The following is a 16,294-nucleotide window of genomic DNA, read 5'->3' as shown; positions in this document are numbered from 1 at the left end:
TTCGAATTGCAAAAGTCGTAAAAATAAAATTGGTTTAACGAATTATTGTTACTTGTTGGTAGAACTACACTCAACTCCGTTAGTTTCCTATTAAATTTGCTGCCCCGATAGATATGAGAATTTCTGCTTTTACAAAATTACAAGGTTTAGCACTTCTACTGATATTTCTGACTTTTCGCTCTTTACTATTTGCACAAGATACCATTAGCACCTTACAACCATTCAAAAAGTTGGATGCAGGCGCTACGAATCTATTGACAGAGAAAGTAGGAACCGCAGGTATTTATCCGTTTGACCCTCAACATGTATCTGTTAGAAGAGTAAATCCAAGCATTTCTAAAACCGGTCCTGACTGGGAACATATTGCAAAAAAAGACAGTATATCACAAGCCATTGCGCAGAGAAACAACAGAAGGCAAAACACGCTTGTGGATAGTTTAAAAGTCGCGTTTGGCTACGAATCCAATCCTTTTTCGGGTTCCACACCCATGGATAATCATATAGCCATTTCGAACAATGGAATCATAGTCAGTGTTATTAATACCAACATATTAATCTCAGACACTCTGGGAAATAATTTATTGTACAGGGTGATGAACAGGACATATTTTGGCGACAACAGTTTAACGGGTATTATTTATGATCCGCGTGTGTTTTACGACCCTGATAATGACCGTTTCATATTGGTGGTTTTGCATGGCTCTACATCCACAACCTCTAAAGTACTGGTATGTTTCTCCAAATCAAATCGTCCTGATTTGGACGGTTGGCATTTTTATAAGTTAAGTGGGAATCCGTTTGGCAATGATTTGTGGTTTGACTACCCTAATATAGGTATCAACAAAAATGAATTATTCATCACGGGCAATTTATTCACAAATGATCGCAACTACAGCAATATAGTCATATTCCAAATTGACAAACAAGGAGGTTATGCCGGTACAAACAATATTGGAACTAAAGTTTGGGGAGGAGCAACTCGTTCGAGTGGTAAATTAGAAAACAGCAAAGGCGACTTGCCCTTTACTATGGTGCCTGCTTACAGTGGCTTTGCTCAAGATGAAGCAGAAGATATGTGGTTTGTGAATACCAACTCATATAGTGGAACTGATATCTTCGTCTATCGAATTACCGCCCCTTTAGATAAGAATCCTTCGTTAGAAGTAAGCGCAGTCAATGTTCCATTTTTTATTCAAGAAAATCTAAGTTCTCAGTATTCAGGTGGTTCAGGAGCTTCACCTATTAGACTCATTTCGGGAGATTCAAGAATGAAAAATGCTTATATTCAGGAAGGTATCATTCATTGCGTTTGGAATGCAAGACCGGCAGGCGAGAGCTTTTCCTGTATTTATTATGCTCGCATTGATACCAAAACAAAGTTGGTTCAAACCGGACATTATAAAGAAAATGGGACCGATTTTTCATTTGCTGCAATAGCACCCTTTTCAAACGATAAGACAAATCCCACAGCCTTAATCATATTTACCTCTTCGAGTGCTGTCAAATATCCTGACATTGGAGTTTTGACATGTAACAAAGAGATGCAGTTTAGTGCACCGGTTGAAGTGAAAACAGGTGAAAGTTTTGTAAATATATACTCTCAAAACAATCAAACACGCTGGGGTGATTATTCGGGCATAAGCAAGAAACACAATGCAGAACGTCCCGAAATATGGATTATGGGCTCTTACGGAGCATATACACCCAATTCTGCAGTCCCTCGGCATTGGAAAAACTGGAATGCAAAAATTGTGAGCCAAGATGCCAAAGAGCCTACATTTGGTGAAACAAAACTCTTTCCTAATCCCACAGTTGAACCGGCACAAAGTGTTACCTTTAATTTTGTGGCTACAGATGCGGGTGAATACAGTGTTAAGATTTTTGATATGAATGGCAAAATGATAAAAGAACTATTCAAAGACGTATTATTTCCGGGGGAATACAGATTTACGTTTTCAACCACTGACTATGCTATCGGGAACTATATTGTAAGATATTTTGTAAATGACAAAGCGATAGGTTTTGAAAAATTAGTTGTAATCACAAAATAGCATAACCTTTGTGCACAGATTAACGATAAAATGAAAAAGGGCTTGTTTCATATCGTTTTGCTCTATGCCTCCTTTGTACTTCCTTGTGCTATCAAGGCGCAAGAAGTTACATGGGGAGAAGATCCCCGTTCAAATTCAAACAACTATTATTTTAAAACTATAGGAGAAAACACTTCAGGCATTTACATGCTGAGTCATTCAAGCCGAAAACAAGAAATTACAAGTTTTGCCATAGAACAATATAACCACAACTTATTCTTCAAAAACAAAAAAAGTATCCGTATTCGCGGGCAAAGATTAGCACGCTTACATATTTTTGAGAATGATGTTTTCTTTGCCATGCTTCCAACCCAACGAAAGTCGGGAGCACAATCGGTAACAGGCTATTTGATTGATGAAAACCTTAATGAATTTTCTAAAACATTGCCCTTATTGACTTTGGACGTTGTCTCGCGCTCTCAAGATTATTTTTTCAAATTAAAAGGGTCAGCTGACAACAATTTTATGGGAGTTTTGGGTTTTATTGACAAACAAGGCGGTAATGGCAAGGAAATTTTTTATAAGGTATATAATGCAGCATTAGACTTAATTGAATCAAAAAAGTTCACCCTTGCCTTTGATTTTAATGAGGAAGATATCGGTTCTATATTTATTGACAATTCCCATAATTTTTATTTTGTCTTAAACCATCACATCAATGACAGCAAAGCCGGAAGCGGTAAATTGGTAACTGAATTGGTGTATTGCAATCTAAATCAATCAGCCCTTGTCCATATTCCAATCACAGAAACAAGCTATCGTGTGAGAGAAGCTGATTTTGTGCAAGACGACACATTGAAAATGGTTTTCTTGACCGGTTTCTTTGGTTACGAACACAACCAATTTCAAAAAGGAGTTTTTCAAATTGGAATAGATATCGAAAAAGGTGCTATCACCTATAATTCATTTACGGATATTCCCATAGATTTTGTCAGTGATGTAGTTGGACAAAAGAACTTGGAAAGAGGAAATTTGTTAAATAATTTCTACATAAAGAAAGTCGTCAGAACTACTGACAACAAAAGCATTGTGATTGCTGAGCGATATTTTCCCGACACTTATTATGAGCAAATCTGGATCAATGGAGCTCCTATTTCTATTTCGCGAAAACTCTACAACTATGATGAAATCATCATTATGTGTATTGACACGGCAGGCTCAATTTGTTGGAACAAAGTGATTCATAAGAAACAGAGTTCTCAAGATGATTACGGATATTTCAGTTCAATATTAATAGGCGTAATGCCAGACTATATATCAATCATTTACAATGATCGGATGAGCAAATCCAGAGATGTATTGGAATATAAAATTACCAAAGAAGGCGATATTACAAGTGAAATCTTGTTGCCGGCAGAGGAGCTATACACCTTTATTGTGCCGACAGAAGGCAGACAAATAGGCTACAATCGATTGGTAGTGCCGGTGCTGAAAGAACGCGAATATTCTCTCATTAAAATAACATATCAAAATCCTTGATTAAGTTTTTTTCAGACATAAAGGCAATCAACCCCTTGGCACTCTTAGGCTTTTTAATCTGTGTGAGAGTGTTCTTTCTGATTGGTTATTTGGGTGATATAGCATGGCAGCCAACGGCACAAAATTATACAGATTTCATCTTTTCAATTTTAAATCAAAATCAATATGTGGCTTTCTTGCTGAGCACCGGCATTGTTTATTTATCTGCTCTTTTCCTCAACAATATGATGGTTCAACATGAAATCTTGTTTAGAAGAAATTTCTTAGGCGCATATTTCTTTTGCTTGATAGCTTCAATTTATCCGGAATATTATCTGTTAGGTTCTCCCATCCTTGTTACATTTTTGATGATTATTTCCATGCAAAAATTGTTCGAACTCTACAAAGTGCCTTATCCTTTTGATAATATCTTTTTGACTGGGATTTTAACGGGATTTTGTGTTCTGTTAAACTTGTCATTCATTGTAATGTTGGTTTTTATGTTGATAGGAATCATGTTTTTTAGGGCAATTAAGTTTAAAGAAATCATGGCAGCTTTACTTGGTTTTGCTTTACCTATCTTTATTGCATTTGTGCTCAACTATTTATTAAACGATGTGTTTTTCCCGGAATATTTGAACTTTCCTTCTTTTGACACCAAGAATATACTTTTTCAAATATTATACTCCCCCTTTCCATACATTACATTAATAGCGGTATTAGCGTCTATCAGGATAGTAAGCAATTACTGGCGTAACACAATTAAAACCAGACGAATCATCATCTTAATTTATTTCTATCTTGCCATTGCTTTGTTACTGACATTTACAGGAAACGAAAATCCATTACAAGAGAGTCTGTTATGTGCGTTACCATTGAGCATTATACTCGCGCATTATTATACTGTTGACAATCAACTCAAATGGTACAGAAAACTTATGCATATACTTCTCTTAGTTATTGTATTTGTTTTCCAATTCAAGTTTTTATGGATAGGACTCATTTAGCTTTGAAACTGAATGAAAAACATGAAGCCAAAAATTGAAAAACAAAGTATTGAAAAAGACAACATACACCTTTCAAAATTTAAGACAACAAAGTAAATTCGCCCACTCAATGAGCACAGAAAAAATATTATTAATAGGAGCGTGCGGACAATTAGGAACAGAATTGACCGAAGAGCTTAGAAAAATTTATGGAGACAGCAATGTCATAGCCTCCGATATACGACAATCCGACAGCCCGGTGTTTGAATCGGGACCTTTTGAATTATTAAATGTATTAGATAAAAATGCGCTTGCGAATGTTTTCGCAAAACATAAACCAACACAGGTTTATCATCTCGCAGCTTTATTAAGTGCAACTGCTGAACAGAAACCCAAACTTGGTTGGGAGCTGAATATGGATGGATTATTTAATGTTTTTGACGCTGCTTTAGAGTACAAAACAGCTAAAATATACTGGCCCTCTTCGATTGCTGTCTTTGGTCCAAACACCCCGCGAGACAATACACCTCAATACTGCGTGATGGATCCTACCACTGTTTATGGAATCAGCAAACTCGCGGGCGAGCGTTACTGCGAATATTATTTTAGAAGATATGGATTGGATGTAAGAAGCTTGCGATATCCTGGACTAATAGGCTATAAATCTGCTCCGGGTGGAGGCACTACTGACTATGCTGTTAGTATTTATCACGATGCATTGCAAACCAAGCATCATGAGTGTTTTTTAAGTGAAAAAACAACCCTTCCTATGCTCTATATGCCCGATGCTCTAAAAGCAACGCTCGGCTTAATGGATGCCCCCGCTGACAAGATTCATATCCGTTCCAGCTATAATCTTGCCGGCATGAGCTTCTCACCAGAAGAAATTACTGCTGCGATACAAAAATTTATCCCTGATTTCACAACTTCATACAAACCTGACCAACGCCAAGCCATTGCTGATTCTTGGCCCAGAATTATTGATGACTCAAGAGCAAGAACAGATTGGGGATGGAATCCGGATTTTGATTTGAACAGCATGTCAGAAGATATGCTACGAAACCTTGCAACACAATATGGTGTTAAAACTATTTAGCTCGTACCAAGTCCTTGTTTTACAGTAAATAGTGTAAAAAATACCTATCCTTATGGATTAATATGTACTTGTTAATCATGATTGATTACTTTTGACCTTTCAAAAAGTTATTTAGAAATTATGAAACAATTAAAACAAGGAATCACACGTAGAGAATTTATTACAAACGGAGGCAAAGCAATAGTAGGATTAGGCTTAGCCGGCACTTTGATTGGTTCTGCTGCATTGGAAGTAAGTGCAGATGACACCTTATTAGAAATTAATTCTCTGCAAAACGAATTTGGACAAACTCCTTTGCCATATTCATATAATGCACTTGAGCCATATATAGATGCTCAAACCATGGAAATCCATTATACAAAGCATGCTGCCGGATATTCAAAAAACCTACAAGAAGCGATTAAGGATGAAAAAGTTGCCGGCAACGTAGGATTGGAAGAAATTTTAAGAAACATATCTAAATACTCTACAAAAATGAGAAACAACGGAGGCGGGCACTATAACCATGAACTCTTTTGGAGTATTATGTCGCCAAATCCACAAACACGTCCCAGTGGTAAATTAGCAATAGCCATTGACAAGGATTTTGGAAGTTTTGAAAAATTTATGGCTACCTTTGAGGAAAAAGCGAAAACACGTTTTGGCTCCGGTTGGGCATGGCTAATTTCAAACAATGGTAAACTTGAAGTTTGCTCTACACCAAATCAAGACAACCCATTGATGGATGTATCCGAATACAAAGGATATCCTTTGATTGGTATTGATGTTTGGGAACATGCCTATTACTTGCATTACCAAAATCGCAGACCGGATTACATAAAGAATTGGTGGCAAGTGCTTGATTGGCAAAAAGTAGAAGAAAGATTCTTGTAAGAATTCTGTTTTTCTCTCAATAGCAACGAGCACAAATTGAATTATATTTATGCTCCAATATGTTTGATTTATAACTACTTACTTATTGTTTTATCGATAAACTATTTTACAAAAGTCCTCAATATTGCAATCCGGATATATTTTTTGTGTAAAATCGAATAATTGAATTTTCATTTACATTCGCACACTCAAAGTATTTAACTGCTTTATTAACAAAACTTATGAAAACATTTATCAATACCAAATTACTATTAGGAATCTTGGTTGCTACATTAGGTTTCATGCTTTTCGCTTGTAAAAAAGACAAGAAAGAAGATACAAACACAAAACCTTCTTCAAAAAATATCGGTTGCGATACAATAGAAATTTTCAGAGACATCAATTCACCCACCTTATGGAAAGAAGGCAAGGTATATGTAATTAGAAGTTGGATAGACATAAATGCCACCTTAGATATAGAACCCGGTACTATTATCAAATTTGAAAATAACAAATGTGGAATGGAGATTTATGCCAAAGTAACGGCTGAAGGAACCAAAACAAAACCAATCATCTTCACTTCGTTCAAGGACGACTCATACTGTGGAGACAACAATGGCGACAACAAAGCATCCAAACCGGCAAAAGGCGATTGGGGGCGTATCACTATGCGCGGTGCGCAACACGGATCTTCTTTCATTTATTGTAAATTCTTATACGGAGGAGGAGACGGAAATGGCGTGATTTATATCAATCCGGGAGTGGGGGATTTACATGATTTTACGTTTGACCACTGTACCTTTGCTCATACAAGTGCTAAAAATGGAACCATCAATTCCAATGCTGCTTTCAGCGGTGCTGCAATGAAAGATGATAATGTGAGTGTCTTGAGAGACAATTACTTTTTTGACAACACAAAACCAATTTTTATCAGTACACAATATAGCTTAAACACAAGCAACCAGTTCAACAATCCGGACAAAGCCACTGAAACAAATCAATATAATGGCATATTCTTGTTAGTTGAACCTCTCAACGGCAAAACAGTCGGATTGAGTTCGCTCAATGCGCCTTATGTCATTGATGATACACTTGCATTAAGTGGTTCTGATGTGTTGGTTGTTGGACATAAAGTTACTGTGAAATTTACAAAAAACAGCATGATTACAGCGCAAAACAACAATCAGTTCGCTGCGGATGCTTCTGCTTCCTTTACTTCCTATAAAGATGACAGCAGGGGTGGAGACACGAATGGCGATACCGGTGCTTCTACGCCCGCAAAAGGGGATTGGGAAGGAATCAAAATTGATGACACTTGTTACTCTACCAATGTCTTTTACAGTAATCAGTAATGAAGGGTATTGTATTAAAAAGCGTTGGTTCGCAACAGAACTAGCGTACAAGCTTCTTCTGTTTCAATTCCGCTTTCATTTAACTTCTTTTCAAAGTCAGGATTTTCTGTTCCGGGATTAAATATTACCTGTTGGGGTTTCAGTTGTATTATCTTGTCATAATAAGGGACTTGATTTTGTTCGGAAAGATAAAGTGTTACTGTATGAATATCCTGATTTGAGGGAAACTCTTTTGAAATTTTTATCCCATTTATTTCCCCTTCTTTGTTACCCACTGCAACAACATCATGTCTATATTCCTGCAATAATCTAACTGCCTTATTTGCATATCGCTCAACCTTTTCGCTTGCGCCTAATACCAAAGTCTTTTTATTCTTCATAAGAACAAAGTTAGTGATTTAACAAACAGAATCGAACTTTAATTTGATGATTACACAAGATGATGATTAAAAAGTAAAGTAGTTCTATTTGCAAAAACCGGAAAAAAGAAAGTCTCATTTGGGTAACCTATTCTTCTCTTATATTTGAACCCTTAAAAAACCTGAATATGAAAGCATTTTTTGAGAAATATAAGATACACTTTATCGCAATCGGTGTTTTTCTGGCAATCTCTTATATCTATTTTCTGCCCTCTTTTAATGGCAAAACAAATAACATGGAAGACGTTAGGCAATCTAAGTTAACCACCACAGAGGCTGTACAGTATTATGAAAAAGAAGGTGAGGCACTCGGTTGGACAAATCAAATCTTTAGCGGCATGCCGGCTGACTTAATTTATCTGGGTCCGGCACCCAATTTTTATCAAACAATGTCTTATATCTCTTTTGCAGAAAATACAGCTTTTCCATTTCAAAATCTCTTGTTGTGTTTTATAGGGTTTTATATCTTTCTTTTATGCTTGAGGGTAGATCCGCTGCTGGCTCTGTTCGGTGCTTTAGCTTATGGGTTTATGACATTTACTTTTTCAAGTATAGAAGCGGCACACGTTAATAAAGTGTACGTCATGGCATTGATGCCCGCGGTGGTGGGTGGATTATATCTGATTGCAAAAGAAAAATTTATTGCCGGCTTTGTTGTTTTTACTTACAATTTTGCATTACAGACTTATTATTTCCACTATCAAATCACTTATTACACTTTGATTATCCTGTTTTGTTTTGGGATTTATTACTTTGTAAAACACATACTGAACAAAAACTTTAAAGCTGCTCTATTGTTGGCTTTGTTGCCTGTCATAGGAGGTGGATTAGGGGTTGTGTCCAACTTGCAAAGACTTGTTACCACACAAGAATATTCAAAGAATACCATGCGTGGAGGTTCTGCCCTAAGTGAACACAATGCCGGTGAGAAGCATGATGGCTTGGAAAGAGATTACGCTTTTAGCTGGAGTTATGGAATTGGCGAAACTTTTACTGTATTAGTTCCTCGTTTATATGGTGGCAGCAGCCAAGAAACGGTTACAGAAAAATCTCCTATTTATAAAACTTTTAATAGCCCGCAAGTTCTTGAACAGAAATGGCCTCTCTATCACGGAGCCATGCCCAGCACCTCAGGTCCGGTTTACTTTGGAGCTATTATTATTTTCTTGTTTGTATTGTCATTCAGATTAGTCAAATCAGATATTAAGTGGGTGCTAATTGTCATAACACTGTTGTCTTTCATGATGTCTTGGGGAAAGAATTTACCCATGTTAAACAACTTTTTGTTTGACTATTTGCCTTTTTATAACAAGTTCAGAACACCTATGATGGCATTGTCAATTGCACAAGTTTCCGTTATTTCATTGGCAATATTGGCTCTCAAAGAATTGTTCAATCAAAAAATAAATAAAGAGTTTTTGAAAAAGACGGTTTTACCTGTTTTTTATGTTGTAGGCGGGCTGCTTGTTTTTCTAATGTTATTTGGTTCTTCCATGGTGGGCACTACAGGTGTAAATGATGACAAGTATTTCGGAGACAACTACGGTTTAATTAAATCTATTCAAGAAACACGGTCTCATTACGTTTTAACAGACAGCTTACGTAGTCTTTTTTTCATAATTGCAGCATTGGCGGTCATTTGGTTCTACGCAACTGAAAAACTAAAAAAACAAACTTCAATATTACTCATAGGTTCACTGATGGTGATAGACCTTGTGGGTGTAGATATGCGTTATCTCACATGGGCAGATTTTAAATACCCTACATCCGGTTTTGAAAAACCACAACCCGACCAAGTAGATTTGGATATTATGAAAGATGCAGACCCTTACTACCGTGTAATGGATATGTCAAGAGACCCCTTTAACACCAATGATGCTGCCGCTTTCCACAAATTAGTCGGAGGATATCATGCAGCCAAATTGAGCAGATACCAAGATCTCATTTCTGAATATATCGTACCTGAAGTTACAAGAGAAAGAGCATTAGACATGCTGAACTGCAAATACATTATGGGTGCAAACAGGGAAAACAACCAACGTATGTATCAAAAACGCGAAACTGCATTGGGCAATGCCTGGTTTGTGAATGATATTGTTACAACCATGTCTGACAGAGAAGAGATGGATAGTCTGAAAAATATTGACCCTGCAAAACAAGTGGTTATCAATATCAACAACCAAACATTACAGGTTTCGGAAGATATTGCCATTGAAGACCCCGAAGAGTCAATCAGCTTGTATTCTTATCATCCTGACACCTTGCGATATAGCTACAATAGTGAGTTTCAACGTTTTGTTGTTTTCTCTGAGGTTTATTACAACCATTGGAAACTGTTTGTGAACGGCAAGGAGACTCCAATTTACAAAGTAAATTACACATTAAGAGGTGCGGTACTTCCGCCCGGCAAAGGAAATTTGGAAATGGTTTACACCTATAAACCGGCAAAAGTGTTTTTTGCTGAAACCCGTTACTCCTCAATCTTTGTATTGCTAATGACATTCGGATGGGTAATTTGGGGAATCATAAAAGGATATAAAGCATCAAACGAAAAAGCATAAAACTCTGCCGGTGGACGCTCAAGAAGACAATAAAGAAGTATTGTTAAGTATCATTACCGTTACATGGAATAACTTAGAAGGTCTTAAAAAGACTGCAAATTCTATCAATACACAAACAGCTCGCAATCAGATTCAATGGGTCGTAATTGACGGAAAATCCAATGACGGTTCTGTAGAATTTATAAAACAACATACTTCCGCAAATGATTATTGGGTATCAGAAAAAGACCGCGGGTTATATGATGCCATGAACAAAGGGCTGAAAGCTGCTAAAGGCACTTTCCTCTGGTTTTTAAATGCCGGTGATGTTGTTTTTGCTGACAATATTGTTCAACTACTGAATCCCTATTTTGCAAATGCTGATTTAATTTTTGGAGAAACCATGCTCACCCTTCCAGATGGGAGCAATATTGGAACACGAAGTGAACACACTACTCGCAAACTGCCTCAGCATTTAACCTTACAATCCATGTTAGGAGGTATGATTGTAAATCATCAATCGGTAATTGTAAAAAAATCGTATTGCCCTGAATTTGATTTAACTTGGAAAATAGCTGCGGATTATGATTGGTTATGTACTATTTTGGAACAAGATATTAAAACAAAAAACTCTTGGTTGGTACATTCTGGATTTGAACTGGGTGGTTTATCCTCTAAAAAGAAATGGGCAAGCTGGAAAGAAAGATTTCGTATCATGAAAAAACACTTTGGGCTATTGAAAACATTGAAGGCTCATATTACAATCGTATTCAGAGCAGTTTTATAGCACATACTGAGAAAATAAACTAAATCGCTTACGAATACAATTTGAACACCTATATTTGCGTACATAAAAACGAATTTTAATTTACCTTTGAAACAATGGATGAGAAATTAAAATCAAAAAATTGCACCATTTGCGGACACCGCAGTCACTCCGTATTTTGTAACTCCAGCGGGGACAATATCAGTGAAATCAGTGATGGCAAAGTTACCTCTATGTATAAAAAGGGGCAATACTTATTCTATGAAGGTGCTCATCCACACGGATTATTCTGTATCAGCGAAGGGAAAATTAAGCTTTCTCAAATTGGTGATGAAGGCAAAGAAACTATTGTAAGACTTGCCAAAAGCGGGGATATTATTGGATACAAAGCATTACTTGGTGGAAATAGATACACTGCTTCCGCTATCACTTTAGAAGACAGCATCGTTTGTTTTATCCCTAAAGAAACATTTTTTAATGTCTTAAAAAAAGATCCTGACCTCTCACTCTCTCTCTTGAGTTTGTTAAGTTCTGAGTTGCACAACGCGGAAAACAAAATTGTTCAATTGGCACAAAAGCCCGTGCGTGAACGACTTGCAGAAGCTCTGTTATTCCTCAGAGAAACCTATGGCTCGGAAGAAGACGGCTCTACAATTAATGTTCAACTGTCAAGGGAAGAAATTGCCAATATCGTAGGAACAGCCACCGAATCTACTATCAGACTTCTCTCAGAATTCAAAAAAGACGGCATGATTGACATGGTGGGAAAGAAAATTAAAGTGGTGGATAAAGACAGGTTGGTTAAAACTGCCAACGTTGCTTATTAAGCGATTCTATTTCATCATTTTTTTCTTAGTAAGCGGATGAGCATACGCTTTTCAAGTTAATTCAATCTTGTAACATGCTTACTTTCTTTTACTTATCATATCAGATTAACAAACACAAATGATTTGCCTAAACTGACTTTTATCATTTTAATTCATTAGCCTTCAGTCTAAGTTTGCCGAAACTCATTTTGAAATGAAAAGCTATCCTGCTATTAACTTTATTTCCTTTTCAATTATCGAGACCTGCGACTTTGTCTCAGAAAGATTGCATGTGGACATAGCCAACAAAATGAATTCAATCAACAACGCTTTTTTAGAAAATGAAGATCTTTTTGCAAATGCTGATAATGAACACACACTGAGCATTCTATTTATACAAATGAAAAATGAATGTGAAAAATTAATGCGTTTAGAGTCCTTTGTATTTCTCCCTTTCTTAAAAAAGAAAATTTTAGAAAAAGATTTCACCTTACCCGAGCCGGCAGTTGACAAATTATATCATTATCAAAATCTCATTCTCACCTTGTTATTGAGAATCAAACAAAATATGCATGGATTTAATACCGGTTCTGAATTAACTTCCATTGAACAAATTGTGATGAATGATCTTGTTCAATTAGAATTTTTAATGGCAGATTGGACGAATATTGTACGCGAAAGAATCGTACAAGCGATTAAGAACAAATTGTCTGATAATGAGTTTGCATAAAGTCAGAATTGACAAGGAAATCCATACCTCAAGCGACACTCTACACTGCTATCATTGCGGAGAAGTTTGTCCGGATAAGTCCTTACATATTGAAGAAAAATACTTCTGTTGTTACGGATGTATGACTGTTTTTCAGTTACTGAACGATGCAGGACTCTGTAACTACTATACTCTGAATGAGCAATCAGGAATCAACCGCAGAAACACAGCTAGAAAGAACAAGTTTGCTTTTTTAGAAGATGAAAAGGTGCAACAATCCTTGATTGAATTCAGCAATGAAGGAAAATCTTACATTACGTTTTATATCCCTGTTATCCATTGCAGCTCTTGTCTTTATTTATTGGAAAACTTACATTTACTGCACAAAGGCATTATCAGAACAGATGTGCAATTCTTGAAAAAAGAGGTTTCAATTGTTTTCAACGAGCAAGAAACGAATCTCAGAAAAGTTGTGGAAACGCTTGAAGATATTGGCTATGAGCCACATATCAGCTTGCAACAATTAGAAAAGAAAAAAAATCCTATTGACAAATCACTCATATACAGATTAGGCATTGCAGGCTTCGCATTTGGCAATATCATGCTGTTGAGTGTGCCTGAATATTTCTCAAATGATTTACAGCAAGAGGCTTATCTGGCAATAATCTTCAGGTATTTGAGTTTCGCATTAGCCATCCCTGTATTTTTCTATAGTGCTCAAATCTATTTTAATTCAGCATGGAAAGGGATAAAACACAAGCACCTCAACATTGATATTCCGGTTGCGTTAGCAATTTTGGTAACTTTTGTGAGGAGCATTGTAGATGTGTTTGTATATCACACGTCCGGCTATTTTGATTCCATGACGGGTATAGTATTTTTTATGCTGATTGGCAGAGCAATCCAAGACAAAACATACGGACAACTATCATTTAACAGAGATTACACGGATTATTTTCCTATTTCTGCCACAGTGCTCAAAGAGGGCAAAGAAACCCCCAAGCCCTTACCTGAAATTCAAACCGGAGATGTTCTATTGGTACACAGCAACGAATTGTTGCCGGCAGACGGCATAGTGTCTAAAGGACGGGCTGAAATTGATTATAGTTTTGTAACCGGTGAATCCATACCTGTTGCAAAAGAAATTGGAGAACTGGTTTATGCCGGAGGAAGACAATTGGGGGGTGCTATTGAAGTTGTAACTTCAAAACCCGTTGCCCAAAGCTATCTTACCGGTTTATGGAATAAAAATGCAGGTGCCGATTCCAAAGAAATTGACGAAAACAAAAACAGTTTTGTACATAAGTTAGGGCGTAATTTTACATGGGTCGTGCTTGCCGTTGCACTGGCGGCTGCGGTGTACTGGTATTTTAATGACACTTCGCTGATTTGGACTGCCGTTACAGCCGTTTTGATTATCGCTTGTCCTTGTGGCCTGTTGCTGACTTATACATTCACAAATGGCTACCTGATACGATTATTGGGAAAACACGGACTCTATCTGAGGAATGCTTATGTCATTGAAAAACTTGCCAAAATAGATTACTTGGTGTTTGACAAAACCGGCACTCTAACTTCCAATGACAATATCACCGCTACATTCATAGGCAAAGAATTAAGCGACTTGGAGAAAATCTTGGTAAACAGTCTGACAAAGCCAAGTTTGCAATCAATTAAATATCCCATTAGAAATTTATTGGGAGACACGCCCCTGCATGAAGTACATCAATTTAACGAGGTTGCCGGCTTGGGCGCAGAAGGTTTGGTTGAAGGTCACTTTTTAAAAATCGGCACCATGCCCTACTTTGCAGAACCACTCCCGCAAGACAACACCGGCACGGTGCTCTATCTGTTTATTGATAAACAATACAGAGGCTATTTTTTGCTTAAACAGGGTTTGAGAAAAGGCATGACCGAAATGCTTCAGAACCTCAAAAACAAAGTCAAATTCGCGCTTATTTCAGGAGACAAACCCAATCAAAAAGCCACTTTTGAACAACTTTTCGGAACAAATGCTGATATCCGTTTTGAACAAAAGCCCGATGACAAATTAAATTTTATAAAAAATGCTCAGCGCAACGGAAATATTGTTGCCATGATTGGCGATGGGTTAAATGATGCAGTCGCTCTCAAACAGAGTGATGTAGGAATCAGTTTAGCAGAAAACATTAACAATTTCAGTCCCGCTGCAGATGCCATCCTATCTGCAAAACAATTGGCTCATTTTGACAAATTGATTGCGCTTGCTCAAAAGAATAAGTTCATTATTCGCTCATGTTTTACATTCTCTGTAACCTATAATCTTATCGGGATTTACTTTGCCGTACAAGGACTTTTATCGCCTCTTGTTTGTGCGATATTAATGCCTTCAAGTACCTTAACCATCGTGCTAATAACATTTTTAACCAGCAATTATTGGGCAGTACGTTTATTCAAAAAATAATGGCTTCTGACTGTCCTTTAAATACTTCCTTGTCCTACAATAGGTTTATACCAAAACGTTTAGAAATGGACAAGAAAAGTAAAGTCATTCTAGGACTAAATTTGATTTTTAAATTTATTTTTGGATCTAAGTATTAACCTGTAAACTTTTTTTAGGACGATATATTCCCCAAGTGTTGCCAAAGAGCCAATTTCCTCATCACATTCGACAATCATATATTGCAGATTACCTACTGTTTAAAAAATTTCTATTAAGATTTCTTAAAAAAATAATTTGCTTAGTTAGGATTCCTTACTATGTTCACACCAGCAAAAATGCCAAAAAACAACTTAAATTAATTTAAAATGACAAAATCAATTTTCTATCACGCAGGATGCCCGGTGTGCATCAGCGCAAAATACAAACTTACGCAATCTTTTTGAAAAGATAATATGCAAAATGCGTAATATTGGTTTTAATCTGATTGCCTGTTTATCAAGAGAATATTCCCGTTTGCTTAGTATGTTGATATTTGAAATAAACATTGTATTATTGCGCATATTTATGAGTTGTGCGTCAGCATTTTCAACCGTTTCCCAAAACATCGAACCCCGAAATTGAAGAACACAATTAAGATTTAACGAAAAAATTTGTTTCCTAAATAAGAAACATGTAAATTTGCTTATAATTTAAAACGGATGACAGATTACAAATTTCGAGTTGAGTTTTTGGAAGAGGCAAAAGAGTTTCTTGATAAGCTTGACGAGAAAGCAAGAGATAAAATAGTTTATAACATTT

12 protein-coding genes are annotated in these 16,294 nt (G+C 36.5%); 11 read left to right on the top strand and 1 reads right to left on the bottom strand.

Translation table 11 applies throughout. From position 1 onward, the window contains the following. Positions 1–113: 113 nt before the first annotated feature. The 6 genes from M0R38_05630 (at position 114) to M0R38_05605 (ending at position 7,834) form a co-directional block, all read left to right on the top strand. Complete coding sequence (locus M0R38_05630; protein ID MCK9481227.1) at positions 114–2,051, top strand: T9SS type A sorting domain-containing protein; 1,938 nt, start codon at positions 114–116, stop codon at positions 2,049–2,051. Between the two features lie 30 nt (positions 2,052–2,081). Next, a complete protein-coding gene (locus tag M0R38_05625) occupies positions 2,082–3,569 on the top strand; it encodes a hypothetical protein (protein ID MCK9481226.1) in 1,488 nt (495 codons plus the stop codon). Next, positions 3,566–4,555 (top strand): DUF6427 family protein, encoded by a 990-nt coding sequence (locus M0R38_05620; protein MCK9481225.1) that lies wholly within the window; start codon positions 3,566–3,568, stop codon positions 4,553–4,555. Before M0R38_05625 ends, M0R38_05620 begins: the two co-directional genes overlap by 4 nt. Before the next feature lie 109 nt (positions 4,556–4,664). Next, positions 4,665–5,630 (top strand): NAD-dependent epimerase/dehydratase family protein, encoded by a 966-nt coding sequence (locus M0R38_05615; protein ID MCK9481224.1) that lies wholly within the window; start codon positions 4,665–4,667, stop codon positions 5,628–5,630. A gap of 120 nt (positions 5,631–5,750) precedes the next feature. After that, positions 5,751–6,503 carry a superoxide dismutase gene (locus M0R38_05610; protein ID MCK9481223.1) on the top strand — a complete coding sequence of 251 codons (753 nt, stop codon included), beginning with the start codon at positions 5,751–5,753 and terminating at the stop codon, positions 6,501–6,503. 221 nt (positions 6,504–6,724) lie between these two features. Next, positions 6,725–7,834: a hypothetical protein gene (locus tag M0R38_05605; GenBank protein ID MCK9481222.1), complete on the top strand. Its 1,110-nt coding sequence runs from the start codon at positions 6,725–6,727 to the stop codon at positions 7,832–7,834. A gap of 14 nt (positions 7,835–7,848) precedes the next feature. Here M0R38_05605 and M0R38_05600 read toward each other — a convergent pair whose 3' ends face one another. Further along, positions 7,849–8,214, bottom strand: a complete 366-nt coding sequence (locus tag M0R38_05600) for a CoA-binding protein (GenBank protein MCK9481221.1) — start codon at positions 8,212–8,214, stop codon at positions 7,849–7,851. A gap of 167 nt (positions 8,215–8,381) precedes the next feature. Here M0R38_05600 and M0R38_05595 point away from each other — a divergent pair, with 167 nt between their 5' ends. The 5 genes from M0R38_05595 (at position 8,382) to M0R38_05575 (ending at position 15,517) form a co-directional block, all read left to right on the top strand. After that, complete coding sequence (locus M0R38_05595) at positions 8,382–10,814, top strand: YfhO family protein (protein ID MCK9481220.1); 2,433 nt, start codon at positions 8,382–8,384, stop codon at positions 10,812–10,814. A 10-nt stretch (positions 10,815–10,824) separates the two neighbouring features. Continuing rightward, on the top strand, positions 10,825–11,580 hold the full coding sequence (locus M0R38_05590) for a glycosyltransferase (protein MCK9481219.1): 756 nt from the start codon (positions 10,825–10,827) through the stop codon (positions 11,578–11,580). A 95-nt stretch (positions 11,581–11,675) separates the two neighbouring features. Next, positions 11,676–12,386, top strand: a complete 711-nt coding sequence (locus tag M0R38_05585; protein ID MCK9481218.1) for a Crp/Fnr family transcriptional regulator — start codon at positions 11,676–11,678, stop codon at positions 12,384–12,386. 193 nt (positions 12,387–12,579) lie between these two features. Next, complete coding sequence (locus tag M0R38_05580; GenBank protein MCK9481217.1) at positions 12,580–13,095, top strand: hypothetical protein; 516 nt, start codon at positions 12,580–12,582, stop codon at positions 13,093–13,095. Continuing rightward, positions 13,082–15,517: a heavy metal translocating P-type ATPase metal-binding domain-containing protein gene (locus tag M0R38_05575; GenBank protein MCK9481216.1), complete on the top strand. Its 2,436-nt coding sequence runs from the start codon at positions 13,082–13,084 to the stop codon at positions 15,515–15,517. Before M0R38_05580 ends, M0R38_05575 begins: the two co-directional genes overlap by 14 nt. Positions 15,518–16,294: the final 777 nt, after the last annotated feature.

Source organism: Bacteroidia bacterium (assembly GCA_023228875.1).
Classification (GTDB): domain Bacteria; phylum Bacteroidota; class Bacteroidia; order NS11-12g; family UBA955; genus JALOAG01.
This window is presented reverse-complemented; position numbering and strand designations above follow the sequence as displayed.